The sequence below is a fragment of the Flavobacterium sp. GCM10023249 genome (genome assembly GCF_042653365.1).
In the GTDB taxonomy this organism is placed as follows: domain Bacteria; phylum Bacteroidota; class Bacteroidia; order Flavobacteriales; family Flavobacteriaceae; genus Flavobacterium.
Window position 1 is genome coordinate 70,870 of sequence record NZ_JBHSHZ010000006.1, and the last position, 25,013, is coordinate 95,882.

22 protein-coding genes are annotated in these 25,013 nt (G+C 36.6%); 14 read left to right on the top strand and 8 right to left on the bottom strand.

Annotation, left to right across the window (positions count from 1 at the left end; all coding sequences use genetic code 11):
* Positions 1-230: 230 nt before the first annotated feature.
* Both ACFO7M_RS01975 and ACFO7M_RS01980 read right to left on the bottom strand, forming a co-directional pair.
* Positions 231-1,718, bottom strand: a complete 1,488-nt coding sequence (locus ACFO7M_RS01975; RefSeq protein WP_379733748.1) for a PLP-dependent transferase — start codon at positions 1,716-1,718, stop codon at positions 231-233.
* Complete coding sequence (locus ACFO7M_RS01980; protein WP_379733750.1) at positions 1,718-2,890, bottom strand: trans-sulfuration enzyme family protein; 1,173 nt, start codon at positions 2,888-2,890, stop codon at positions 1,718-1,720. Before ACFO7M_RS01980 ends, ACFO7M_RS01975 begins: the two co-directional genes overlap by 1 nt.
* Before the next feature lie 508 nt (positions 2,891-3,398).
* Here ACFO7M_RS01980 and metK point away from each other — a divergent pair.
* The 4 genes from metK to ACFO7M_RS02000 all read left to right on the top strand — a co-directional run bounded on the left by metK (position 3,399) and on the right by ACFO7M_RS02000 (position 6,648).
* Positions 3,399-4,673: a methionine adenosyltransferase gene (metK, locus tag ACFO7M_RS01985; RefSeq protein WP_379733752.1), complete on the top strand. Its 1,275-nt coding sequence runs from the start codon at positions 3,399-3,401 to the stop codon at positions 4,671-4,673.
* Positions 4,674-4,753: 80 nt separating this feature from the next.
* Positions 4,754-5,545 (top strand): hypothetical protein, encoded by a 792-nt coding sequence (locus ACFO7M_RS01990; protein WP_379733753.1) that lies wholly within the window; start codon positions 4,754-4,756, stop codon positions 5,543-5,545.
* Positions 5,545-6,159, top strand: a complete 615-nt coding sequence (locus ACFO7M_RS01995) for a deoxynucleoside kinase (RefSeq protein ID WP_379718762.1) — start codon at positions 5,545-5,547, stop codon at positions 6,157-6,159. The genes ACFO7M_RS01990 and ACFO7M_RS01995 overlap by 1 nt, the downstream gene beginning before the upstream one ends.
* A 30-nt stretch (positions 6,160-6,189) precedes the next feature.
* On the top strand, positions 6,190-6,648 hold the full coding sequence (locus ACFO7M_RS02000; RefSeq protein WP_379733755.1) for a hypothetical protein: 459 nt from the start codon (positions 6,190-6,192) through the stop codon (positions 6,646-6,648).
* Between the two features lie 67 nt (positions 6,649-6,715).
* On the opposite strand, the gene ACFO7M_RS02005 is transcribed toward ACFO7M_RS02000, so the two are convergent.
* The 5 genes from ACFO7M_RS02005 to ACFO7M_RS02025 all read right to left on the bottom strand — a co-directional run bounded on the left by ACFO7M_RS02005 (position 6,716) and on the right by ACFO7M_RS02025 (position 14,232).
* Positions 6,716-9,289, bottom strand: a complete 2,574-nt coding sequence (locus tag ACFO7M_RS02005; protein WP_379733757.1) for a sodium-translocating pyrophosphatase — start codon at positions 9,287-9,289, stop codon at positions 6,716-6,718.
* A gap of 113 nt (positions 9,290-9,402) precedes the next feature.
* Positions 9,403-9,933: an inorganic diphosphatase gene (locus ACFO7M_RS02010; RefSeq protein WP_379718756.1), complete on the bottom strand. Its 531-nt coding sequence runs from the start codon at positions 9,931-9,933 to the stop codon at positions 9,403-9,405.
* Positions 9,934-10,030: 97 nt separating this feature from the next.
* The gene (locus ACFO7M_RS02015; protein WP_379733759.1) at positions 10,031-10,735 is read right to left on the bottom strand and encodes a DNA-3-methyladenine glycosylase family protein; all 705 of its coding nucleotides are present in this window, start codon (positions 10,733-10,735) and stop codon (positions 10,031-10,033) included.
* Positions 10,650-13,118: a DUF5686 family protein gene (locus tag ACFO7M_RS02020; RefSeq protein ID WP_379733761.1), complete on the bottom strand. Its 2,469-nt coding sequence runs from the start codon at positions 13,116-13,118 to the stop codon at positions 10,650-10,652. The genes ACFO7M_RS02015 and ACFO7M_RS02020 overlap by 86 nt, the downstream gene beginning before the upstream one ends.
* A gap of 136 nt (positions 13,119-13,254) precedes the next feature.
* Positions 13,255-14,232: a pyruvate dehydrogenase complex E1 component subunit beta gene (locus tag ACFO7M_RS02025; RefSeq protein WP_379718747.1), complete on the bottom strand. Its 978-nt coding sequence runs from the start codon at positions 14,230-14,232 to the stop codon at positions 13,255-13,257.
* 1,171 nt (positions 14,233-15,403) lie between these two features.
* On the opposite strand from ACFO7M_RS02025, the gene ACFO7M_RS02030 reads away from it, so the two are divergent.
* The 10 genes from ACFO7M_RS02030 to ACFO7M_RS02075 all read left to right on the top strand — a co-directional run bounded on the left by ACFO7M_RS02030 (position 15,404) and on the right by ACFO7M_RS02075 (position 24,245).
* Positions 15,404-16,150, top strand: coding sequence for an electron transfer flavoprotein subunit beta/FixA family protein (locus ACFO7M_RS02030; protein WP_379718744.1), 747 nt, complete (start codon positions 15,404-15,406; stop codon positions 16,148-16,150).
* A 71-nt stretch (positions 16,151-16,221) separates the two neighbouring features.
* Positions 16,222-17,190: an electron transfer flavoprotein subunit alpha/FixB family protein gene (locus ACFO7M_RS02035; RefSeq protein WP_379733763.1), complete on the top strand. Its 969-nt coding sequence runs from the start codon at positions 16,222-16,224 to the stop codon at positions 17,188-17,190.
* 104 nt (positions 17,191-17,294) lie between these two features.
* Entirely contained in the window at positions 17,295-17,918 is a 624-nt protein-coding gene (locus ACFO7M_RS02040; RefSeq protein ID WP_379718738.1) for a bifunctional nuclease family protein, read from the top strand.
* A 46-nt stretch (positions 17,919-17,964) separates the two neighbouring features.
* Positions 17,965-18,789, top strand: coding sequence for a thymidylate synthase (locus ACFO7M_RS02045; RefSeq protein ID WP_379733765.1), 825 nt, complete (start codon positions 17,965-17,967; stop codon positions 18,787-18,789).
* Between the two features lie 27 nt (positions 18,790-18,816).
* The gene (locus ACFO7M_RS02050) at positions 18,817-19,839 is read left to right on the top strand and encodes an energy transducer TonB (RefSeq protein ID WP_379718732.1); all 1,023 of its coding nucleotides are present in this window, start codon (positions 18,817-18,819) and stop codon (positions 19,837-19,839) included.
* 7 nt (positions 19,840-19,846) lie between these two features.
* On the top strand, positions 19,847-20,872 hold the full coding sequence (locus ACFO7M_RS02055) for an energy transducer TonB (protein WP_379733767.1): 1,026 nt from the start codon (positions 19,847-19,849) through the stop codon (positions 20,870-20,872).
* A gap of 604 nt (positions 20,873-21,476) precedes the next feature.
* Positions 21,477-21,806: a 2TM domain-containing protein gene (locus ACFO7M_RS02060; RefSeq protein ID WP_379733769.1), complete on the top strand. Its 330-nt coding sequence runs from the start codon at positions 21,477-21,479 to the stop codon at positions 21,804-21,806.
* The gene (locus ACFO7M_RS02065; RefSeq protein WP_379733771.1) at positions 21,803-22,288 is read left to right on the top strand and encodes a dihydrofolate reductase; all 486 of its coding nucleotides are present in this window, start codon (positions 21,803-21,805) and stop codon (positions 22,286-22,288) included. Before ACFO7M_RS02060 ends, ACFO7M_RS02065 begins: the two co-directional genes overlap by 4 nt.
* A 509-nt stretch (positions 22,289-22,797) precedes the next feature.
* Complete coding sequence (gene ubiE / locus ACFO7M_RS02070) at positions 22,798-23,529, top strand: bifunctional demethylmenaquinone methyltransferase/2-methoxy-6-polyprenyl-1,4-benzoquinol methylase UbiE (protein WP_379733773.1); 732 nt, start codon at positions 22,798-22,800, stop codon at positions 23,527-23,529.
* 5 nt (positions 23,530-23,534) lie between these two features.
* Positions 23,535-24,245: a porin family protein gene (locus tag ACFO7M_RS02075; protein ID WP_379733775.1), complete on the top strand. Its 711-nt coding sequence runs from the start codon at positions 23,535-23,537 to the stop codon at positions 24,243-24,245.
* Between the two features lie 24 nt (positions 24,246-24,269).
* Here the strand turns inward: ACFO7M_RS02075 and ACFO7M_RS02080 are convergent, their stop codons facing one another.
* Positions 24,270-25,004 carry a TrmH family RNA methyltransferase gene (locus ACFO7M_RS02080; protein WP_379733777.1) on the bottom strand — a complete coding sequence of 245 codons (735 nt, stop codon included), beginning with the start codon at positions 25,002-25,004 and terminating at the stop codon, positions 24,270-24,272.
* Between the last annotated feature and the right edge of the window lie 9 nt (positions 25,005-25,013).

Below are 25,013 nucleotides of genomic sequence, written 5' to 3' on the forward strand. Positions count from 1 at the left end.
ACAGTCCTCTGCGGAAGTCTTCCACATATAACAACATGTAATGCAAATTGTTTGTCTCATCTTTACTTGAATTATCTCTGCAAATGTAGATTATTTTTCTTTAATCACAAATTTAAAAGAATATTTTTCTGTATTTTATTTAAAATTAAACCTTATTTAGATTTAAATTCTAAACACTTTCACTATTGCCGAATGATTTTTTACAAAAACAACACTATACAATGCTTTTATCAATCCGGAAACACTTCATTAAAAACCTTAACAATTGACGCAATAGATTCATTCCCTACAGAAATCCTCAAAATATCAGGACTCATTCCTTTTTCTCGAAGTAACGCTACTCCTTCTTCCGACTGAGTCAAATCATAATGCGCCAAATACACATAAGGCATCACCAAGGTAAATTCAGTACCCAAACTTGGGCCTTTCGCCACTTGTAGCTTATCATAGTAGTCCGCTATATTCTCTTCCAACTCAACAGTAACTAATCCCGGGATCGTTTCCGAAGTAGCAATACGAGTATAATACTCCAATGAATTTTCTTCCAGAACACTCCATACTTTTTTTATTGCTTTCTTTTGCTGCAACAAAGCAATCAGTTGTTTGGTATTTTCTGAAGACTGCTTTACTCTTTTTTTATAGCCCGTAATTTCAAATCCCAAACGCTCTATTTCTCCTTGAAACGGCTGAATTAAAAATTTCTCGAAAAAGTCAATACCTATTCCAGATTGTTCCGAAACCACAATCGCACCCATTAAAACATCTGCATGACCACAAGCGAACTTCGACAAACTTTCCACAGCTACATCACAATACTTTAAAATCGAGGCATTGAAAGGCGTAATCAATGTCGGATCCAAAACTAGTTTGACCTGGTATTTTTGGCAAAGAGCATACAACCCAACAATATCAACACATTGAATTTTTGGATTGGAAACCACTTCCGTAATCACTACCGAAACGCTACCATGATTTTCTTTAAGCCAACCTTCCAACTGGTTCAAATCATGTACATTTACCTGCAAATAAGTTGATCCACTTCGCTTTTCAATTACTTCCATCGTGTCTACATACAACCAACCCAATTGAACAATAGTATCTTTCCCTAAAGTTCTTCCAGCAACACTCAAAGCCTCACATACGGCAAAAAAAGCATTGGCTCCGGAATTGGTTAGTACTACATTCTCAGTTTTGCATGCATAAGCATCAGATAAAACCGAATGAATAGTAGTATATGCAGTATCAAAATTCAAAGTTTCCTCAAAAAAAGACTGTTGTAAAACACCCAATGTTACTAAAGTAGATTCTGCCTGACGCGAGCTGATAATCAATCCGGCATTTCGGATATAATCTTTAATTGATTGAATTCGACTATCCCCTTGATGCAACAACACGAAGACATTCCCTTCTAGTTCAATATAATCCAAGCTATCTTCTATAAGATACGACAGTATGGAATAGGCTTTCATAGAAGTAATCGGAAGCACAACCAAATCGCAAGACACTTCGAAACGTTGCACTACATAATCCAACAGCAGCTGTACTTGTTGATTCCTGAAAAAACGTGGATATCCAGACTTCATTTTAGATACTACGCGTAACTCGCCTTCTTCATAGCCAATCACATCATCAAGTGCTGGCAAACTCACAGAAACTGCATGCGGATTATCAAAAGGCACCGACTCTCCACAAGGAATATGACATAAATACTCGCTCATTATTCCACACATTTTAAAACCACTGACGCGATAGCTTGTTGCAAATCCTGAATTAAATCTTCTGTATCTTCCAAACCAACAGATATTCGCACAGTTGCTTTCGTTAATCCAATTTTTTTCAAATCTTCTTCCGAATAAGTAGCATGACTCATTCTTGCCGGAATCTCCAATCGAGAATCGGCTGTACCGAAAGACACTTTTTCACCAAACAACTTGGTGTTTTTAATCACAGCTTCCGCTAACTCTTCGCTTTCCAATTGTACTGTCAAAACGGAAGGCACAATTTTCATCTGCTTTTTTACCAACGCATACTGTGGATGCGAGGGTAATCCGGGAAATTTCACATCAATTACTTCTGGAATTTTCAATAAGTAGTCGGCCAAACGCAAAGCACTTTGTTCCTGTGTTTTCATTCTGTACACCAATGTTGGCAGACCCAACGATACTAGGAAAACATCAAACGGACTTTGTGCTCTTCCCTGTGCATTGGAGAAATACTGTAATTTTTCAACCCAATGAGGAGATTTAGCAATGATAGCTCCCGCCACAACACTGCCGTGACCGGATATAAACTTGGTTGCCGAAAACAAAGAAAAATCTGCCCCCAAATCCAACGGACGTTGTGAAGCAAAGGTTGCCATACTATTATCAACAGCAAACAAGGATTCATATTTTTTTGCCAATGCAGCAATACACTGTAGATCAACAATCTTCAATCCAGGATTGGTTGGCGATTCACACAACACCAATCGTATTGCATATTGAGCTAAGATTTCCTCTACTTCATTTTCATCCGTGAAATCGGCATAAAACGTTTTGATATTATTCTTTTCAAAAAGCACATTTAATAAACGATACGTCCCACCATAGCAATCTTTCTCCACTAAAACCGAATCACCTGACTTCAAAACTGTCTCAAACAATAAAGAAATAGCCGCAATACCGGTATTCGTACACACCCCACCTGCACCATTCTCGGCTTGGGTAAATATCTCTTCCAGCGCATTTCTAGTAGGATTATCAGTTCTTGAATAATCGTACATTTTGTCACCACCCAATTGACGCTTCAAATCAAAAGTAGCCGTATTGTAAATTGGGAGATGTGTTGCTCCATAAGCGTCTATGGCACCACAGTGTTGTGTAATGTTAGCCAATAATGTTTCCAGTTGCATTGTTGTGTTGTTTAGATTTAGTAAAAAAAAACCTCTGCTTATGCAGAGGTGAGTATAGTTTGTAATCGAATTTATACCATAGCATCCTCTGCGGAATTCCTCCACATCATCATGAATGCCATCATTGTTCTAAATTCTTTCATTGGTGTTTTATTTCAACAAGGCAAAATTAGAAATATTTTCTTTTTAAAAAACATTTGTAGATTATTTTTCTGTTTTTTGTTATTTAAATTCATTTAAATAGATTTTCATTCCAAACAATTCTGTTTAAACAAAATTAAAATCCTATGAAACAGTAATTCACGCGGTTAAATTTCAGTGAGTTATAAAAAATTACGTTAATATTAATTTACAATTCAAAATCCTTTCTTACATTTGCACTCGAAAATCGAGAGGAAAAATTTGAACTGATTGCGACCTCATTAAAAAAATGCTAAAGCAGTAACTACTACTCTTTAGGCAATCCCTGCAATTATTTCCTCACTTAATAAATTTAAAATTAAATTTTATGGCTTATTTATTTACGTCAGAATCAGTGAGCGAAGGGCATCCAGACAAAGTGGCTGACCAAATTAGCGACGCTCTAATCGATAACTTCCTAGCTTTTGACCCAGAGTCAAAAGTGGCTTGCGAAACTTTAGTAACTACAGGACAAGTGATTCTTGCCGGAGAGGTAAAATCAAAAACGTATTTGGACGTACAAAGCATTGCACGTGAAGTAATCAAAAAAATTGGTTATACCAAAAGCGAATATATGTTCGAAGCCAATTCTTGTGGCGTATTGTCTGCCATTCATGAGCAATCAGACGATATCAATCGTGGTGTTGACCGTATCACCGCTGTAACTGATTTTGAAACCAAAGCAAACGCTCAAGGTGCTGGTGACCAAGGTATCATGTTCGGATACGCTACAAATGAAACACAAGACTATATGCCATTGGCTTTAGACTTGTCTCACAAACTATTACAAGAGTTAGCCGACTTAAGAAGAGAAAATTCTGCTATCACGTATTTACGCCCAGACGCTAAATCTCAAGTAACTTTAGAATACGACGACAACAACAAACCGGTTAGAATTGACGCAATCGTAATCTCTACTCAACACGATGATTTCGCTGAAGAAACTGAAATGTTGGCTAAAATCAAAAAAGACATCATCGATATTTTAATTCCTAGAATCATTACTAAATACCCTCAGTACGCGCATTTATTCAATGATAAAATCGAATACCACATCAACCCAACTGGTAAATTCGTAATCGGAGGACCTCACGGAGATACTGGCTTAACCGGAAGAAAAATCATCGTAGATACATATGGTGGAAAAGGTGCTCACGGTGGTGGTGCTTTTTCTGGAAAAGACCCTTCTAAAGTTGACCGTTCTGCCGCATACGCTACACGTCACATCGCTAAAAACTTAGTTGCCGCAGGTGTAGCTGACGAAGTATTAGTACAAGTATCTTATGCAATTGGAGTAGCTAAACCTTGTAACGTTTATGTAAACACTTACGGAACAGCGAAAAACGGCTTAACCGATGTTCAAATCTCTGAAAAAGTAAATGAATTATTCGATTTAAGACCTTACGCTATCGAACAACGTTTGAAATTAAGAACACCTATCTATAGCGAAACTGCCGCTTACGGACACATGGGTCGTAAAAATGAAGTCGTAACTAAAAACTTTGTTTCTCCTTCTGGTGAGAAAAAAGAAGTACAAGTAGAATTGTTTACTTGGGAAAAATTAGACTTTGTTGACAAAATTAAAGCAGCTTTCGGAATCTAATTCTGAATCCAAATACCTATAAAAATCCCGATTCGTCGGGATTTTTTATTTTAGATAAATTAAATCGTAAATTAGCGGATATGAAAAAGATGTTGCTTTTACTATTTACATTGTACACTGTATTTGGTTTTTCTCAATACACTAATCCTGTCGCTTCTAAAATGGGAACGCAATTCATTCAAGCTGACAACTATTGGGGTGAAGACTCTTATAGCGCACAATACTTCACAAAAGACAATGTGCTTTTTAAAAAAAACAAGGACAGCTTCTTACAATACAAAAATGTATCTCTTGGAAAAATCACACGGGTAGATTTTCAAAATCCATTGCGCATAGTGCTTTTCTACCAAGATTTCAATACTATAGTTGCACTAGACAATCAGCTAAATGAAGTCCAAAAAAACAATCTGTCCGAACTTCCTTCAGGACTAACAGCTACCGCCGCCGGAATAGCTTCTCAAAACAATTATTGGGTTTTTGACATGAACACCCTTCAACTCAACTTATACAACTATATCAAAAACACAACTCAGCTAATTGGCAACAACTTCTCCAAAAACATCCTGAGCTATTCCACAGATTTTAATTATTTCTATTGGATTGATGAAGAAAAAAAATTCTTTAGATCCGACATCTTCGGAAAGAAAGAATTCATAAGTAACCTACCTCAATACGACCAAGTCTTCATTTGCAACGACACCTTGATTCTCTATAAATTGCAGGAAAAATTGTACTTTTTCGACGTAAAGCAAAGCAAATCAATTCCTGTGAAAGAAGTTGAAAATTCCTTTAAAAGTTTCTACTATAAAAACCAAAATTTAGCTATTTTTACCTCCGAAGGAATCACCAATTATAAAATCAATTTACCATAATGCATATAGCAGTTGCAGGAAATATCGGCGCAGGAAAAACTACGTTAACACGACTTTTAGCGAAACATTTTAAATGGGAACCACATTTCGAAGATGTAGTTGACAACCCATACCTTGACGATTTTTACCACTCCATGGAACGTTGGAGTTTCAATCTTCAAATCTATTTCCTCAACAGTCGATTCCGTCAGATTTTACAAATCCGTCAAAGCGGAAAAAAAATCATCCAAGACAGAACCATCTATGAAGATTCTCACATCTTTGCTCCGAATCTTCACGCTATGGGATTGATGACCAACAGAGATTTTGAAAACTACAAATCATTGTTCGAACTAATGGAAACTATGGTAGAAGCTCCTGATTTATTAATTTACTTGAGAAGTTCTATACCGAATTTGGTAAAACAAATCCATATGCGTGGCCGCGATTACGAGAACACCATCTCTATTGACTATTTAAGCCGCCTAAACGAGCGTTATGAAGCGTGGATACAAAGTTATACCAAAGGAAAACTTTTAATCATTGACGTAGACAATATTGACTTCGTAAACAATCCTGAAGATTTAGGAATGATTATTAATAAAATTGACGCTGAAATCAACGGGTTATTCTAACACAACACCTGCCTTCCTAAAGGCAATTACATGAAACAAACCTATAAATTGGCACTGCACTTAGTAGTATTGTGCTTAGTGGTACTTTTACCTATTATCATCTATGATTACCTATCAGAAAAGGGGAAACATGATTATTCATTTATAGGCGGATTGATCTATTTCAGTTATGCCGCCTACTGGATTTCAAAAATCAAACATACAATCACCAAAATTACATTATGGAGTATAGTACAGTTTATTTTTATCCTTTATTGTGGCGCATTCTTTGTCATAATTAAAGGTTTTAAGTATGCAATTCCTGCCTTTCTCATAACAAACCTACTATTTTTCGTTCTACTATTATTCAAAAATCCAAAATCAAAAGACGTAGTAAAATGGAAGGCTTTTCTATTAAGCCTTATCACCACTTGTCTTTTATCAATTCTAGGGTATTCCTTTTGGGTTTTCACTTTGGCAGTATCCGCCCTGTCTCAAACACGCTATTAATTCAACAAACAAACAAAGCCCCGGTTTCCCGAGGCTTTTTTATGTATCGTAGTAAAACAAAAAATGGTTACTGCTTTTTTAACGAATCAATCTTTGCTTTTACTTCTGCTTCTGTTCCGGATACTTTCGTAACTTCTTCTTTACCATTCACAACAGTAGTTATAGTTGCCGTTGCAGTTCCGTCATCATTCTTTTCTAGGATCACTTTTTTCGAAACTTCTTTTTTCATCATACCATCAGCACAACAAGCCATTTTGCATCCTTCTACCGCTTTGAATTTTCCGTCTGCATCAAAATGAGCCATACAAGCCTCTTTTTCTTCTGCACTACAACCCATTTCATCACACATTTTAGCACACTCATCTTTGGTCATCATAGCTAATTTAGAAGGATCGCATTTCATTGTTTTCGCTTCGCATTTTTCTGTAGCGGCACAACAAGACCCTTTCACTGTAGATCCATGAGCACCATTTCCTAAAATCGGCGCAATCACCAACCCTATCAAACACGTCAATTTGATCAAAATATTCATAGATGGTCCTGAAGTATCTTTGAACGGATCACCAACTGTATCTCCAGTTACCGCTGCCTTATGCGCATCAGAACCTTTATACGTCATTTCTCCATTAATCATCACGCCAGCCTCAAACGATTTTTTAGCGTTATCCCAAGCACCTCCTGCATTATTCTGGAATACCGCCCAAAGTACACCCGAAACGGTAACCCCAGCCATATAACCTCCAAGCATTTCTGCAATCAACTGATGGTTATCGCTATATACCAACAAGCCTAGCAAAACAATAGCAATCGGGAATCCAATCGTTAAAATTCCAGGCAACATCATTTCACGCAAAGCCGCTTTAGTCGAAATTTCCACACATTTACCGTACTCAGGTTTGCCCGTTCCTTCCATAATTCCAGGAATCTCTTTAAACTGACGACGCACCTCATACACCATGTCCATAGCTGCTTTTCCAACCGAATTCATAGCCAAAGCCGAGAAAACAACAGGAATCATACCACCCACAAACAACATCGCCAATACCGGCGCTTTGAAGATGTTAATTCCATCAATTCCGGTAAAGGTAACATAAGCCGCAAACAATGCCAACGATGTCAATGCCGCCGAAGCAATCGCAAATCCTTTTCCTGTAGCTGCAGTCGTATTTCCAACAGAATCCAAAATATCAGTACGAGTACGTACTTCTTTTGGCAATTCACTCATTTCAGCAATTCCTCCAGCGTTATCTGAAATAGGCCCGAAAGCATCAATCGCTAATTGCATCGCTGTAGTAGCCATCATTGCCGAAGCCGCTAAAGCTACCCCATAGAATCCTGCCAAAGCATACGATATCCAAATCGCAGCTGCAAACAATAAAACAGTAGGGAATGTAGAAATCATACCAGTTGCCAAACCAGCAATCACGTTGGTCCCTGCACCTGTACTCGACTTTTGAACAATCGCCATAACCGGTTTTGTTCCCAATCCTGTATAATATTCAGTTACGGAAGAAATCACACCTCCAACAATCAATCCAACAATAGTAGCGTAAAACACACGCATTGATGAAATTTGTTGTGAGCCTTCACCGAAGAACTCCATAGTCATTACTTCCGGAAGCATATAACGCACCAAAAAGAAACAAGACACTGCTGTCAAACCAATGGAAACCCAGTTGCCAATATTCAACGCTCCCTGCACTTGCTTTTCTTTCGCATCATTACTGTTGATTTTCACCAACATCGTTCCGATGATAGAAAACAAAATACCGAAACCTGCAATCGCCATTGGTAATAAAATAGGTCCGATACCATTGAACGCATCATCAATTTTACCACCCATATCGGTAATAACGTAATTCCCCAATACCATAGCTGCAAGTACTGTCGCCACATACGAACCGAACAGGTCGGCACCCATACCGGCAACATCTCCCACATTATCCCCTACGTTATCCGCAATAGTTGCCGGATTACGAGGATCATCCTCTGGGATTCCCGCTTCTACCTTACCAACCAAGTCAGCACCCACATCGGCAGCTTTAGTATAAATACCTCCACCCACACGAGCAAATAAAGCAATGGATTCTGCACCAAGAGAAAAACCGGCCAATGTTTCCAAAACCACAGTCATGTCTTCCGATGAAGTCCAAACACCACCCATAAAGAAATGAAAGAAAAAGATAAAAAACGAAGTCAGCCCCAAAACAGCCAAACCAGCTACACCCAATCCCATTACCGTTCCACCACCAAAAGAAACCTTCAATGCTTGTGGCAAACTAGTACGAGCCGCTTGTGTTGTTCTTACATTCGTCTTGGTAGCAATCTTCATCCCCATATTTCCCGCCAGGGCAGAAAAAATGGCACCAAAAATAAATGCCACTACTATTAATAAATGTGTTTTCACACCCGGTACAAAAGTTATTCCTGCTAAAACCAAACTCGCCCCAATAACGAAGAAAGTCAATAATCGGTATTCTGCTTTCAGAAATGCCAGGGCGCCTTCGTAAATATAATCTGAAATCTCTTTCATCTTACCGTCGCCGGCATCCTGTTTGAGCACCCAAGCCCTTTTGGCAGCCATAAAAGCTAGCCCAATTAATGCCATAATTATTGGCACATAAATCATCATTGAATTCATAAAATTGTTTTTGGTTAGTTATTTATATTCGTAAATATATGGAAATCAATACAAATAAAAAAGGCAACATTCCATAAAAAAATGTTGCCTTTTCACTAACCAAAAACAAAAAACTATCTTATACTGAATAAACCTTCTGGTTTATTTTCGATGGCATTAAAACGATCAATACACTCTTTTAAGATTTGTTGCGCTTCTTTCACATCACCCCATCCTTGTACATCAACTTGTTTGTTCTCCAAATCTTTGTAAACTTCAAAGAAGTGCTCAATCTCTTTCAATAAGTGTGGATTCATGTCTGACAAATCATTCAATTTGTTCCAAATAGGATCAGAAACCGGTACACAGATTACTTTTTCATCCGGTCCTTTATCATCTGCCATGTGGAACACTCCAATTGGCTTCACCTCAATTACACAACCTGGAAAAGTTGGCTTAGTTACCAATACCAAAACATCCAATGGATCACCATCCAATGCTAAAGTTTCTGGAATAAAACCATAATCAGCCGGATACATCATTGAAGAAAACAACATACGGTCGAAACGCATTCTTTTCATTTCGAAATCGTACTCATACTTGTTACGGCTTCCACGTGGAATTTCAACTAAAACGTCGAAAGTTTGTATTTTATCTGCAGTCATTTTACTCTCCTTTTTTATTTTGAGGGTGCAAAAGTACGCAAAAAGTTAGAAGTAAAAAGACTGTAAAGGAAAGTTTTTTTTAAAAAATAATCATTTCTTAATACTGATAGGTAATTTTCCTACCTCTTTTCTGTAAATAGTGATGCCAAAGCAAAAAAGAAGCATACGTTTTATAAGGCGACCAACGTTGTGCGTAGTCATCCATTGCTGTTTTATCATGAATATCCAACAGCTCTTTCATAGTATTTACCAAAGCAACATCACCTAACGGCAATATATCTTCTTTCTTAAGACAGAACATCAGGTACACATCAATGGTCCAGTTCCCTATTCCTTTTAATTGAATCAATTCAGCACGCACCTCATCAGAGGTTTTAGAAGATAACGTACTCAAATCAATGGTTTTCTCCAAAACCGCTTCCGATAAACATTTGATGTATTTTGCTTTCTGACGACTTACGCCAAAAGATCGAAATTCCTCTTCTGTCAAATCCACCAATGCCAACGGCTCTATAGTTAAAACTTTTTCCCGCATTCGCAAAAAGGTCGCTTTGGCCGAATCGATAGAAACTTGTTGTTCCAATATAAGCAGCACCAACGTTTCAAATCCTTCCGGTCTGGACGGAATAATTTCCGGCAAACCATAGGTAGTGATGATTTGCCGAAATATAGTGTCTTTTTTTGCTAAATACTGAAATGCTTCCTGCATGAATGAATTAGAAATAGAATCCGAAACCTCCTTTAACTGTGAATTTCTTGGCGTCAGGCAATTCCAAATAATTTCCTCTCCATGCAAAGTCAATTCGGAATACTTTGAAAATATTCGCAACACCGGCATGGTATTCCCAATACCCTTTTGTTGGCGCTAAATACGTAATTCCTGAAGCATTGATTGCTTTGTTTTCATCCGACACACTTCCGTATACCGCTTTAACTCCAACAATTTCTCTCCAATTCAATTTCTTCATGAAAGGGATTCTAGAAAAGATTCTTCCGTTAAAATGATGCTCCAAATGCAATGAAGTATATTGATCGGTGATAAATTCATAATAGTTCATCAAATTATAAGTGTTGTCAATCACAAAATACGATTGGTTACCCGGAACAACTGCCATTAAGCCCAATGGTACCTTGCCAAATATCTTTCCGGTTTCAAAAGTAGTAAACAAACGCCCCATACCTCCCATATAAATTGGCTGACGGTAGTACAATTGCAGTTTACTATAATTAAAATCGCTGTTAAAAAGCCCTTTAACTCCTTGACTGTAATTCACAAAAATTCGAGAATAATTATTATCTACTTCCAATCGCTCCACACCAAATCCCACCGTCTTGCGCTTCGGAGTATAATCAAACCCAAAAGTAAATTCCGACTGTTTGATTTCAGAAAAAACATTTCCATCTTTTATATAATCCAGACTAAAGGTAGACGAAGCGGTTTCCAATGTACGATACGAAAATCCTGTTTTGAAAATCAAACTTTTTACCGGTTCGATTTCAGCAGTGACCGATGTCAAATTCACATTGGTCAATTTACTATTATCCCCACTGGCAAATACAGAAGAAGACGCAAAGCTTCTGCCTAACACATCATTCGAAGTCGTCAGACTCACTCCAATCTGCTCCACATCTCTTCGGTTACCTACAGCAAGTATCAAACGATTCTTTTTATTCACCATCCACTTACCGGAAATTCCGTATTTGAACTTATCGTCTTTAAAACCATACGCCGTATAACCTTCTATTCTCCACAAATCATTGGCACCAAAGTAAGTTCGCGCCCCAAAACGGAGACGTTGCCCTTCCACATCATTATTTCCAAAAATGGAATAAATAGGCCCTAAATCAAAGTTTCCTTTTTGAATATAACCACTGGCCAAAATCGTCGTCAGGTTATACATCTGCTTGAATTTCTTGACCGTTTTGAGGGTATCCAACATTTTATACACACCCAACTCATCCTTACTCAGGTTTTCCATTCGGTTCTCTTCCCAGAAAGCTTCGTCCCGCTTGAATGCCTTAGGATCGAAATCATTGACACTTTCTTTATAAAACTTATCTGGTTTTTCTTCGTTGAATTTATGATCGCTGTAAATAGTCGTTCGCTTTCCATACACCCCTTTCGAAGTTTCTTTCTTACTCAAAGAAAAATCAGACATCATGTAATCTCTCTTCAATAGAAAAACAGAATCATTCAATACATCAAATTCCTGCTCAATATAAATATCTTTCACCCAGTTGATGTTCGCACTTTTTGAGGCCGCTAAATTGATTTTCTTAATCGCAAAAGTGGTATCGTTCACCCAAAAGTCTCCCTTGAATGTCAATTCATTTTTACGACGCGGATAGAACACAATGTTGTAACACCATTTGTTATCAATCATCGTACTATCGGTTAGCACATAATTGTAGGTATTGATTCCGGTTTTAGACAACGGACTCACAAAGTTCTTATCGAAAAAGTTCAGGTAGTTATTGTAAATATCATAATCAGAATACAAATCCTTGATAAAAGTTTCTACACCAGCTCCTTCACCAAGTCCAGAGTTTTTATTCCCTACCAATACCTCTTTTCTCTTCCCTTTAGGATTATCACCATACACATCGTACAATGATTCATTGATGAAAATGGGCAAATAGGTTTTCCCGGTAATCTTTGAAGTATCCACCTGTTTGAAGATAAACTCCAATCCTTTAAACACTCTATTTTTCATAAAAGCCGAATCAATAGAATTCATATCAAATTCTACTTTTTCGTACTTCTTCATGGCGTATTGATTGAACTTATACAAACCATTGGAACGCTTCTTCTCCCATATTTTTCGGAGAATATCCAAGGCCGGATTGTTCTTTTTAGATGTTTTTCCGGCATAAACCTTCACTTCTTCCAATTGGTTCGATCCTTTAAAAACGACTTTAAGTCCGTAACTAACCGGTTTATCCAATTTTATTTCGGTAGTTTGAAATCCAACATAGGAAACCACCAAAACGCTATGGTTGTTTTCCGACTGAATATAAAAACGTCCGTTTTCATCCGAAGTAACACATTCACGCGTTCCTTTAAAACACACATTCGCATAAGGTACGGTTAAATTGGTGTCATCATAAATAACACCACTCACCTTGGTCTGAGCCAATAATGAAACCGAAAATAGTAGGTATAAGAGGGCAAAAATTTTCTTCATAATAAAAAAACTCTGTCCAAACGACAGAGTTCCAAATATAGTTATTTTTTAGAGTATTGGATTTTCCGACGCTTCGATTTTTAGATTTCTATTCCCAAGGAATCCAATCATCCAACTGTCCAACAATCTTATAATCTTATTTATACATTACTTTTTTAACAGCTTTTACAACATCTTCCGCATTTGGCAACCATTCTTTCAACAATGTTGGTGAATAAGGTGCCGGAGCATCTGCTGTTGTAATACGCTGAACCGGAGCATCCAAATAATCGAACGCTCTTTCCTGAACCATATAGGTAATTTCAGAAGCTACTGAAGCAAATGGCCACGCCTCTTCCAATACTACCAAACGATTGGTTTTCTTTACTGAGTTGATGATACAATCATAATCCATCGGACGCACTGTACGCAAGTCAATAATCTCACAAGAAATACCTTCTTTTTCCAATTCATCTGCAGCAACAAAAGCTTCTTTGATGATTTTACCGAAAGAAACGATAGTTACATCTTTTCCTTCTCTCTTGATATCAGCCACTCCAAGAGGAATGATATATTCTCCATCAGGCACTTCTCCTTTATCACCATACATTTGCTCTGATTCCATGAAGATAACCGGGTCATTATCACGGATAGCTGCTTTCAATAAACCTTTGGCATCATAAGGTGTAGAAGGAACAACTACTTTCAATCCCGGTGTATTGGCAAACCAGTTCTCAAAAGCTTGTGAGTGTGTAGCTCCTAATTGTCCCGCAGAAGCTGTAGGACCACGGAATACCATCGGCATTGGAAATTGTCCAGCCGACATCTGACGCATTTTTGCCGCGTTATTGATAATCTGATCGATTCCAACCAATGAGAAGTTGAAAGTCATGAATTCAACGATTGGACGACAACCGTTCATTGCTGAACCCACTGCAATACCAGCGAAACCTAATTCTGCAATCGGCGTATCGATAACTCTTTTTGGTCCAAATTCATCCAGCATTCCTTTAGAAGCCTTATATGCTCCATTGTACTCTGCTACTTCTTCACCCATTAAATATACCGATTCGTCACGACGCATCTCTTCGCTCATCGCTTCGCAAACTGCTTCTCTAAATTGTATAGTTCTCATATAATATATGTATCTCTGTAAAATTGAACCGCAAAAATAAAAAATTAAAATGAGTTAGAAGGTGAGATTATTAGATTTTTAGGCCGTTATACTCTCAAACCGCTCAGACTGTTCTATTTTCCACATTATCACCACTCCCTATTACAGGAGATACTTCAATTTTACAGTAAAGCGCATACCAATGAAAATATCAATTTCCCTTATCTGTTTTCCATTCCTGGCATTCATAGTATTTATAATAATTTAAGCAATACAATCGCACAACATAAACAAGGATTTTGAAAACATACACAAAATCAGAAATACAAAGAGCTAAAGAACAAAAGTCAAGAAAACAAAAAATGACTATTGGCAAATACATTTCACAAACCGCAGATAAAAAGTAGAATTACATTATCTATCACCGAAACAACAAAAAATTTAAAGCAAACATTGGAATCTTACCTCCAGAAATCACGACAAAAGATAGGGGAAATTTTACCGAATTACCTATTCAGACATCTATGAAGGCATCATAAAAATAGAACCTAATCAGGAAGTTACAGACACCACCGAAATACTACTTGCTGGCTTCACAAAATATGACATAGGAAGAGCTACCGTCGTATTTTTCGATACTAAACAAAACGACTGAACTGTTTGGCTCTCAAATCTTATGATTACAAATCACAAACAGGCGAAGCGATTATTGAAAAAATCGAATCCCGAAATTTCGCAACTAAACTCAAAATTCTCAAGTATTCAACTTTAAACCTTAATCACCTAAAAAACAAAACCCATATATAGCGTATATATAGCGTATATATAGCGTATATATAGCGTATATATGGCGTATATATGGCGTATATATGGCGTGTATATGGCGTATATGAGTATTATTTAACCGTAGTAAAAAAGTAGACAAACAGGAACCAACCTAAATAAAACTATTACTACATTCCTAACCTACTTAGCATAAATCTATCTTTCCCACTGACTATCAATCACATAAAACCAAAAAGCCCACTTACAAACAAAAACAAGACCTTTGATACAGCCAGAAAAAAGTAGAACATCAAAAAAAGAAACGAAAACGAAATAGTTTTTAAAAAAATATTATGCACGCATAGTATTATTCCGTTTTTTTGCTTAAATTTGTGCTTCAATTTTGTAAAAACCAATTTATTAAACGATGAAAATATTAGTTTGCATCAGCCACGTGCCTGATACTACTTCAAAAATTAACTTTACCAATGGTGATTCAGAATTTGACACTAACGGTGTACAATATGTAATTAATCCAAATGATGAATTTGGTTTGACAAGAGCTATCTGGTTCCAAGAACAACAAGGCGCTAACGTGACCGTTGTAAACGTTGGAGGTCCGGACACTGAACCAACATTAAGAAAAGCATTGGCTATCGGTGCAAACGAAGCTATCCGTGTTAACGCGAATCCAACTGACGGTTTATTCGTAGCGAAGCAATTAGCAGAAGTAATTAAAGCTGGTGGATACGATTTAGTAATCGCAGGTAGAGAATCTTTAGATTACAACGGAGGTATGGTTCCAGGTATGATCGCCGGAATTTTAGGTTCAAACTTCGTAAACTCTTGTATCGATTTAAAAGTAGAAGGCAACAATGCTACTGCGGTTAGAGAAATCGACGGAGGAAAAGAAACCGTTACAACAACTTTACCATTGATCGTAGGTGGTCAAAAAGGTTTAGTGGAAGAGAAAGACTTACGTATCCCGAACATGCGCGGTATCATGACCGCTAGAACTAAAGCATTACAAGTGCTTGAACCAGTTGGTGCTGATGTAGCTACAAAAGCAGTGAAATTTGAAAAACCAGCTCCTAAATCGGCAGTGAAATTAGTAAGCCCTGATAATTTAGACGAATTAATCAACTTATTACACAACGAAGCTAAAGTGATCTAGTTTGAAGCAACTGTTCCCTCAAAAAGGAACTTTACACTTTAAACTTTTTAACATTAAAAATTTAAGAAATCATGTCTATATTAATATACGCAGAATCAGCAGAAGGAAAATTCAAGAAAGTAGCTTTTGAATTAGCTTCATACGCAAAGAAAATCGCCGAATCAACTGGCACAACCGTAACCGCATTAACCATTAATACTGGTGATGTTTCCGAATTAGGAAAATACGGTGTAGATAAAGTATTAAAAGTAACCAACGATAAATTAGCCAACTTTACAGCTAAAGCTTACGCTGACACTATCAAACAAGCAGCAGAAAAAGAAAGCGCTAAAATCGTTATCTTATCTTCTACTACAGATAGTTTATACGTTGCTCCACTTGTAGCTGTTAGCTTGAACGCTGGATATGCTTCAAACGTAGTGGCTTTACCTATAAGCATTTCTCCTTTCCAAGTGAAAAGAAATGCATTCTCTAACAAAGCATTCAATATTACTGAAATTGCTACCGATGTTAAAGTTTTAGCTATCGGTAAAAACAGCTTTGGCTTAGTAGAAGCTTCTGGAGCTGCTGCAGCTGAAGATTTTGCCCCATCTATTTCTGATGCCGATTTTGGTGTACAAGTTCAATCCGTTGAAAAAGGTTCTGGTAAAGTAACCATCGCCGATGCAGATGTAGTAGTATCAGGTGGTCGTGGATTAAAAGGTCCTGAAAACTGGGGTATGATTGAAGAATTAGCTTCTGTATTAGGTGCAGCAACAGCTTGCTCTAAACCAGTATCTGATCTAGGTTGGAGACCTCACAGTGAGCACGTAGGACAAACTGGAAAACCGGTAGCAACGAATTTATATATTGCTGTAGGTATTTCAGGTGCAATCCAACACATTGCAGGTATCAACTCTTCAAAAGTTAAAGTAGCCATCAACTCTGACCCGGAAGCGCCTTTCTTCAAAGTAGCGGACTATGGTGTTGTAGGTGACGCATTTGATGTTTTACCTAAATTAATTGAAAAATTAAAAGCCTTCAAGGCACAAAATTCATAATGCTTTTCTGAAGCAGTTCAAAAGAGTCACAATTTGTGGCTCTTTTTTGTTTCTACAACCCAAAGTTTTTTGTTACTTTGCAATGATATATTCACAGCCATAAAATGAGTTTAGTAAAGCTATCTATAAAAGGAATATCCTACAGTCAAACCCAGAACGGGGCCTATGCATTAATTTTAAATGAAGTTGATGGGGATCGAAAATTACCAATTGTAATTGGGGCTTTTGAAGCACAATCTATCGCAATCGCACTAGAGAAGGAAATCAAACCGCCACGCCCATTAACCCACGATTTATTCAAGAACTTTGCAGAACGTTTTGACATTGTCATCAAACAAGTTATTATCCACAAATTGGTAGATGGTGTTTTCTATTCAAGTATGATTTGTGAACGAGATAAAATAGAAGAAATCATTGACGCAAGAACCTCCGATGCCATCGCATTGGCCTTACGCTTTAACGCACCTATTTTTACCTATAAAAACATACTGGATAAAGCAGGTATCTATCTAAAAGTAAATCCCGAAACAGAAAACCCGGAAGAAAACTTAGACGATATTCTTTCTACCCCTGAAACCTTCGGCTTGGAAGAAAGTAGCAATACCAAAAGCACCTATTCCAAATTTAGCCTTTCCGAATTACACGATATGTTAGAACAGGCCGTTCAGGAAGAAGATTATGAAAAAGCAGCCAGTATCCGAGACGAAATTTCGAAAAGAGAATCATAAAAAGAATGATGCGTCAAGCATAGACTCATAGAGTAAAGGAAGTAAAATGAAACAGTATTTAGATTTAGTAAAGCACGTTTTAGAAAGCGGAAATCAAAAAGGAGACAGAACAGGCACCGGCACTAAAAGTGTATTCGGTTACCAAATGCGTTTTGACTTAAGCGAAGGTTTCCCAATGGTTACCACTAAAAAACTACATCTAAAATCCATCATTCATGAATTACTTTGGTTCTTAAAAGGAGAAACCAACATTGCTTATTTAAAAGAAAACGGGGTGCGCATTTGGGACGAATGGGCCGATGATAACGGAGATTTAGGCCCGGTTTACGGACACCAATGGCGCAACTGGAACAGTGAAGAAATAGATCAAATCAAGGAACTTATCGAAACACTGAAAACTAACCCGAACAGCCGCAGAATGCTAGTTTCCGCATGGAATCCTTCAGTACTCCCTGATACTTCCAAATCGTTCGCAGAAAATGTAGCCAACGGAAAAGCCGCATTACCTCCTTGTCATGCCTTTTTTCAGTTTTATGTAGCCGACGGTAAGCTTTCGTGTCAATTGTACCAGAGAAGCGCCGATATCTTCTTAGGAGTACCATTTAACATTGCTTCTTACGCTCTATTCACACTAATGGTAGCTCAAGTATGCGATTTACAACCCGGAGAATTCATCCATACTTTTGGAGATGCACATATTTACAACAACCACATCGAGCAATTGGGACTCCAACTTTCCCGTGATCCAAGACCACTTCCGAAGATGATTCTAAACCCTGAAGTTAAAAACATCTTTGACTTCACATTTGACGATTTCACTTTAGTAGATTACGATCCACACCCGCATATCAAAGGCCAAGTGGCTATTTAATTCATCTGATAGATTAACCAAACAACAATGAAAAACGTTCTTTTGGTAGCTTTTTTTGTGGCTACTAATTTATTATGGGCTCAAAATAATACGGATAAAACAATTTATTTAGATTCTATCGAGAAGAACACAACTGAAGGAAACCATTTTTACACCCGAATCATCAAAGAGTATTCGTCAGAAAAAGACAATTACAAAGTTTTTGAATATTACAAATCGGGGCAACTCCGCAAAGAATACACCTTAAAAGACAAAACCAATCTGAATTCAAAAACAGGCATTCTAACTACCTATTCCGAAAACGGCATCAAGAAACAAGAACAGCAAATTTCAGATAGCGAAACCGGCATCGACTATACTACCAATTGGTACGAAGGAGGTCAGCTCTATCAAGAAATTGAATCTAATAAAAAAACGAAGATTACCACAGAAACCAATTATTACACAAACGGCAACAAGCTATCTATTGAAAAGAACAATTTCAGCATACCCAATGCAGGCCTAAACAATAAAATTATCCAAGCTTGGGACAAGAACAACAATCATACAGTAAAAGACGGCAACGGTAATTATCAAATCGAAACCGATTTCTTCAAAATAAACGGCGCAGTAAAAGACAGTTTAAAAGACGGCGAATGGATTGAACAAAATAAAGCAACCGGTGAGAAAATAATAGAAAAATTCAAAAACGGTAAATTCATCAAAGGCAAAAGAATCGAACTTGACGGAACGGTCATAACGTATGAAGAACAAGAAATAGCAGCAATGCCAGCAAGAGGCTATTCTGACTTTAGTCAATTCATCGCAATGTTTTTCGTTTACAGCAAAGAAGCGCTAAAAAACAACATTAGCGGCAAGGTAATTTTGGAGTTCATCATAGAAACCGACGGAAGCATCAACAACATAGTCGTAATCAAAAGCCTAGGATATGGATTGGATGAAGAATCCATACGAATTGTAAAAGAATATAAATCTTGGAGTCCAGGAAAAATCCGAGGAAAAAACATTCGAACACGATATCATCTTCCCTTACGTCTTACCGCACAATAATTTAAAAATGAGAAAAACACTTTACATCCTCTTGTTACTTAACAATATTCTGTTGGCACAAGGTAAAAAAGATAAAAAAATATACCTAGATTCACTTAAACGAGAAACCAAAGAAACCGGCCATCATTTTTACCGAATCATCAAAGATTATCGATTGGACCAAAAAGAATACCAGGTATTAACCTGCTATAAATCAGGCAAATTAGAAGAAGAAAAAACAATCGCTTACAAAGAAGACCATCAGGGCAGTATTGGAATTATTAAACGTTTTTATGAAAACGGGAATCCAAAACATTTGTACACACCTTATGGCCTAAACGATTCAATTCAAAGTAGGACTATCGAGTATTACGAAACCGGCATCAAAGAAACGGAATTATTAGCCACGCATAAAGGAAGGAAAGCAACACTGTACAAATATTACCCGAACGGGAACAAAGAAGAAACAATCGCCATTGATTACGATTCTAACATTCCTCAGTTCAGATCCAAAACCTTGGAGTTCTGGGATGAAAACGGCATTCAGACAGTTGCCAACGGAAACGGATATTACAGTTACAATAACGAACACAAAACCATTAAAGGTCAGTTAAAAGAAGGAAACAAAGTCAACCAATGGATAACATTTGACAAAGAAACCGGAACAACCAACACAATCAATTACAATGAGACGGGTTATTTCGTCAATGGGGAAATCAAACTAAAGGATGGAGAAACGACAACCTACAATAAATACGAAACCCAACCAAGTCCCAAAAAGGGATTACAGGATTTCACACAACACATTTCAAAAAACTTCAACTTTACCAGAGAAGCCATTCAAAACAAAGTAAAAGGAAGAATTATCTTGGAATTTATTGTGGAAAAAGATGGAAAAATCACTGAAGTAAAAGTAATCAGAGGCCTGGGTTATGGCTTAGACGAAGAGGCGATACGAGTGGTTTCAAATTATGAAGACTGGATTCCGGGACAACAATTCGGTCAAAATGTACGTGCCCATTTCTCAGTACCAATTGCCGTTAACCTAAACTAAGTTAGCACAAAAAAAGATTGATAAAATTCTTCTTAACTAGACTACCGATTGACTAAAGAAGCAGCCCGAATATTATCAAATCATGAGAATTGGATTTCGGGCGAACATGAAGGTAAAAAAAGAAAAGTCTGACTAAACCTTCCTATAACGGTAAAACATACAATTTAAACCAACTAATGTTAAAACAATTTACCCATTCATTTTTATTAATTGGACTAGCAGTACTTGTTTATGCTTCTGTTTTTTTTCCTAACATTTGCGATACTTTTTTTGATCTCAACAATTGTAACGGAACAAACTACACAAGCCTCTTTGCAGGGTTATTTCTGTTTTGGGGTGTATTTTATCTCTTGTATATCTGGAAAGTGAATCTCAACTTTTCTATCGCTGCAAAAAGGCATTTTTACATCTCCATTTCTCTATTGTCTTTAAATCAAAGCATCATCGCTATATTAAATCCAGATAGAGCATCAATTGAATTCATTACAATACTCTCTTTACTATTATACATCATTTTGAGTATATTTTTAATAATTCATAGTTTTCTAACTATTAAGAAAAAAAAGTAAAGTTTTTATTATCTTTAAATCCATAAAATTAACCTATGGACACCAACCAACACGAATTGTATGAATATGCCCGTTTGCGTTTGAAGCAAAAAAAACATTTGTACTTCCACTTTGTTCTTTTTGTATTGGGCAGTATTTTTTTTCTAATTGCCAATAAATTTCTGAATGTCATGCCGGAAACCCATTGGGCACTTTGGGCTATAACCATTTGGGCTTTTTTGTTTGTTCTACACTTTATCCGAGTATTTATCACCGATAGTTTTATGAATAAAAAATGGGAACGAGAGCAAATCGACAAATTGATTGCCAAACAAGAACGCAAAATAGAGCAACTGCAAAAAGATTTAGACAAAAACAACCAATGATTACATTAATTGCCGCAGCAGGTGAAAACAACGAATTAGGAAAAGACAATGATTTGTTATGGCATTTGCCGGATGACTTCAAAAGGTTCAAAACGTTAACTACAGGGCATTTTATCATTATGGGCCGAAAAACCTTCGAAAGTTTTCCCAAACCGCTACCCAACCGTACCCATGTGATTATTACTCGAAGTAAGGATTATAATGTTCCGGAGGGCTGTATCGTAGTAAATTCATTAGAAAAAGCAATTACTACTTGTCCAAAAAACGAAACAATATTCATCATTGGAGGAGGTGAAATTTACAAACAATCTATCGATCATGCCGATTGCATCGAACTAACCCGAGTTCACGGAACTTTTGACGCTGATACTTTTTTCCCTGAAATTGATTTTCAGAAATGGCGACTGATCGAATCTGAATTTCACGAAAAAGATGAAAAACACCAATTGCCTTTCACCTTTGAAACCTATCATAAAATCTAATTTGATTCCAAAAAAAAACATCTCCGAAGAGATGTTTTTTCTAATAATATCGTTTTCGGCATTTTCAATCAATGAATAAAGTTTTTAATGTTCCACCAAAATTATATTGGCCAAAAAAAACCGAGATTAGAATCTCTAAGTTATATCACCAAATACCACTAAAGTAATATAACAAAAAACTAAAATTTCCAAAAACAAATTTAACCCAAAGAACGTTTGTGACACTTTTTATGCAATTGGGTAACAACTGCAAAAGCTCGATTGAAAATTATTACAATTAACCGTGTCTGTTAATTCTTTTTTTTCTGCCACTAATGTTTAGAACATTTTAACGAGATTATCAGATTATAAATTTAAAACATTTTTTTAATAACCACAATACCAAATAGTTAGTATTTTGAAAAATACCTAATTTTGGTGATATAAACGACAAAAAACATCAATTATTCGCCGAAATACACTCTTTTAGCTATTAAAAATTTAATTCTATATTTGTTGAAAATTTTTTTATGTCAATCAGTACAAAACCTTATAAAAATTCCGACTCAACCAAGAAGGAACAAGTCGCTCAAATGTTCGATACCATCTCTTCAGAATATGACAATCTGAATCGAGTGATTTCATTTGGTGTCGATGTTTCTTGGAGAAAGAAAATGGTAAAAATGATTGCTTCAAAGCAACCGAAAACCATTTTAGATGTAGCTACGGGTACAGGTGACTTAGCGATATTACTTTCCCAAATCGAAGGCGCTAAAATTACAGGTTTAGACATTTCTTCAGGAATGTTGGAAGTTGGTAGACAGAAGATTGCACATAAAAATCTGAACAATCGTATTGAAATGGTTTTGGGAGATGGGGAAAAGATTCCTTTTGAAGACAATACTTTCGATGCGATCACAGTAGCTTTTGGTATCCGAAACTTTGAAGATCTTGACGCCGGACTGCATGAAATACTTCGCGTTTTAAAACCCAGAGGACAGTTCGTTATTTTGGAAACTTCCATACCGGAAAAATTCCCTTTCAAACAAGGATATAATTTTTACACTAAAAACATCATGCCGCTAATTGGACGCCTTTTCTCCAAAGACAAAGTTGCCTATAAATATTTATCCGATTCGGCATCAATTTTTCCTCATGGTGAACGTTTGAACAATATTTTACGTAATATTGGGTTTATAGATGTACGAAACCTTCCTCAAACGTTTGGGGTAGCCACTATTTACAGCGCATCAAAAAAATAACAGGAATGACTAAGAAACTTTTCATCATTTTATTGATTATCGTATCAGTTACAGCAAATGCGCAGATTTTCAGAAAAAGCATGTTTGCTAAAAAACCTATTGTCAATTTGGAAAACTTTGACAAACAAAGGATTCATTTTGGTTTTTATTTAGGCATTAACAATTACGATTTCAAATTTGACAAAAAATTGGATGGACAAGATATTCTGGTTGACAGTCAAACTGGATTTAACGTAGGTTTGATTTCCAATTTACGCATTAATGATTATGTGGACTTGCGATTTGAACCCGGATTGTTTTATGGACAACGCAATTTAACTTTCCCGAACTTCACTGATCCAGTCGATCGACTAAGAGAAGTAAAATCAACTTATATCCATTTTCCTTTATTGGCCAAGTTTTCATCAAAACGACTAGGAAATGTAAAACCTTATGTAATCGGAGGACTTTCCAGCTCATTGAATTTATCTAGTAATGCAAAATCGCCAGATGACAACTCTGCAAATCGATTCAGAATGATAAAAACAAGCAATAACTACGAATTAGGATTAGGTATTGACATGTATTTTGAATACTTCAAATTTTCTCCCTCCATTCGTGGTGTTTTTGGTTTGAAAAATGAAATCATTCCGGATAATGACCCTAACAGTCCATGGACAGGAAATATAGCCAGCATGTCGACTCGCGGAATTTTCATCAACTTCGCTTTTCACTAAAAACTCAACTTATTTCAAGGTCTTTTATTTGTAGTGGATTCGTTTGAATTCACTTAATACAATTGCTGTGGCTGTTGCTACATTCAAACTTTCCGTTTGCTGTAAATCACCAAAACGAGGTATGCTTATTTTTTGAGTTATTGCATTTTCAACTGCTTTAGAAATACCATTGGCTTCATTCCCCAAAACAATAATGCCTTCTTTAGGCAAATCGCAATGGTAAATAGTGTCACCTTCCATAAAAGTTCCAAAAATTTCTTTTGAAACAGATGTAAGATAATTTTCTAAATTCACATAAACGACATTGACACGCGAAATGGAACCCATGGTTGCCTGAACTACCTTCGGATTGTATAAATCTACCGTTTGTTCAGAACACACAATTTGCTGGACACCAAACCAATCACACAAACGAATTATAGTTCCTAAATTTCCTGGATCACGAATATCATCAAGCGCAACTACTAATCCTGTGTCATTAATCGCAACATCAGATGGAATCTTAAACAAAGCCAAACAATCATTTGCTGTAGTCAATGCTGATAGCTTTTTTAAATCAGCCTCTGAAACAATTGTCTTTTTTACTTTGGAAACATTCAAAAACAAATCATGAGTCACAAATAAATGTTCTAACTCAAAATCGGATCGAAGTAGCTCGTCAATCACTTTTACACCTTCTGCAATGAATAATTGATGTTGTTTTCGGTATTTTTTTTGCTGTAGGCTCGTTATAAGTTTTATTTGGTTTTTACTAACCATAAAAAAGTG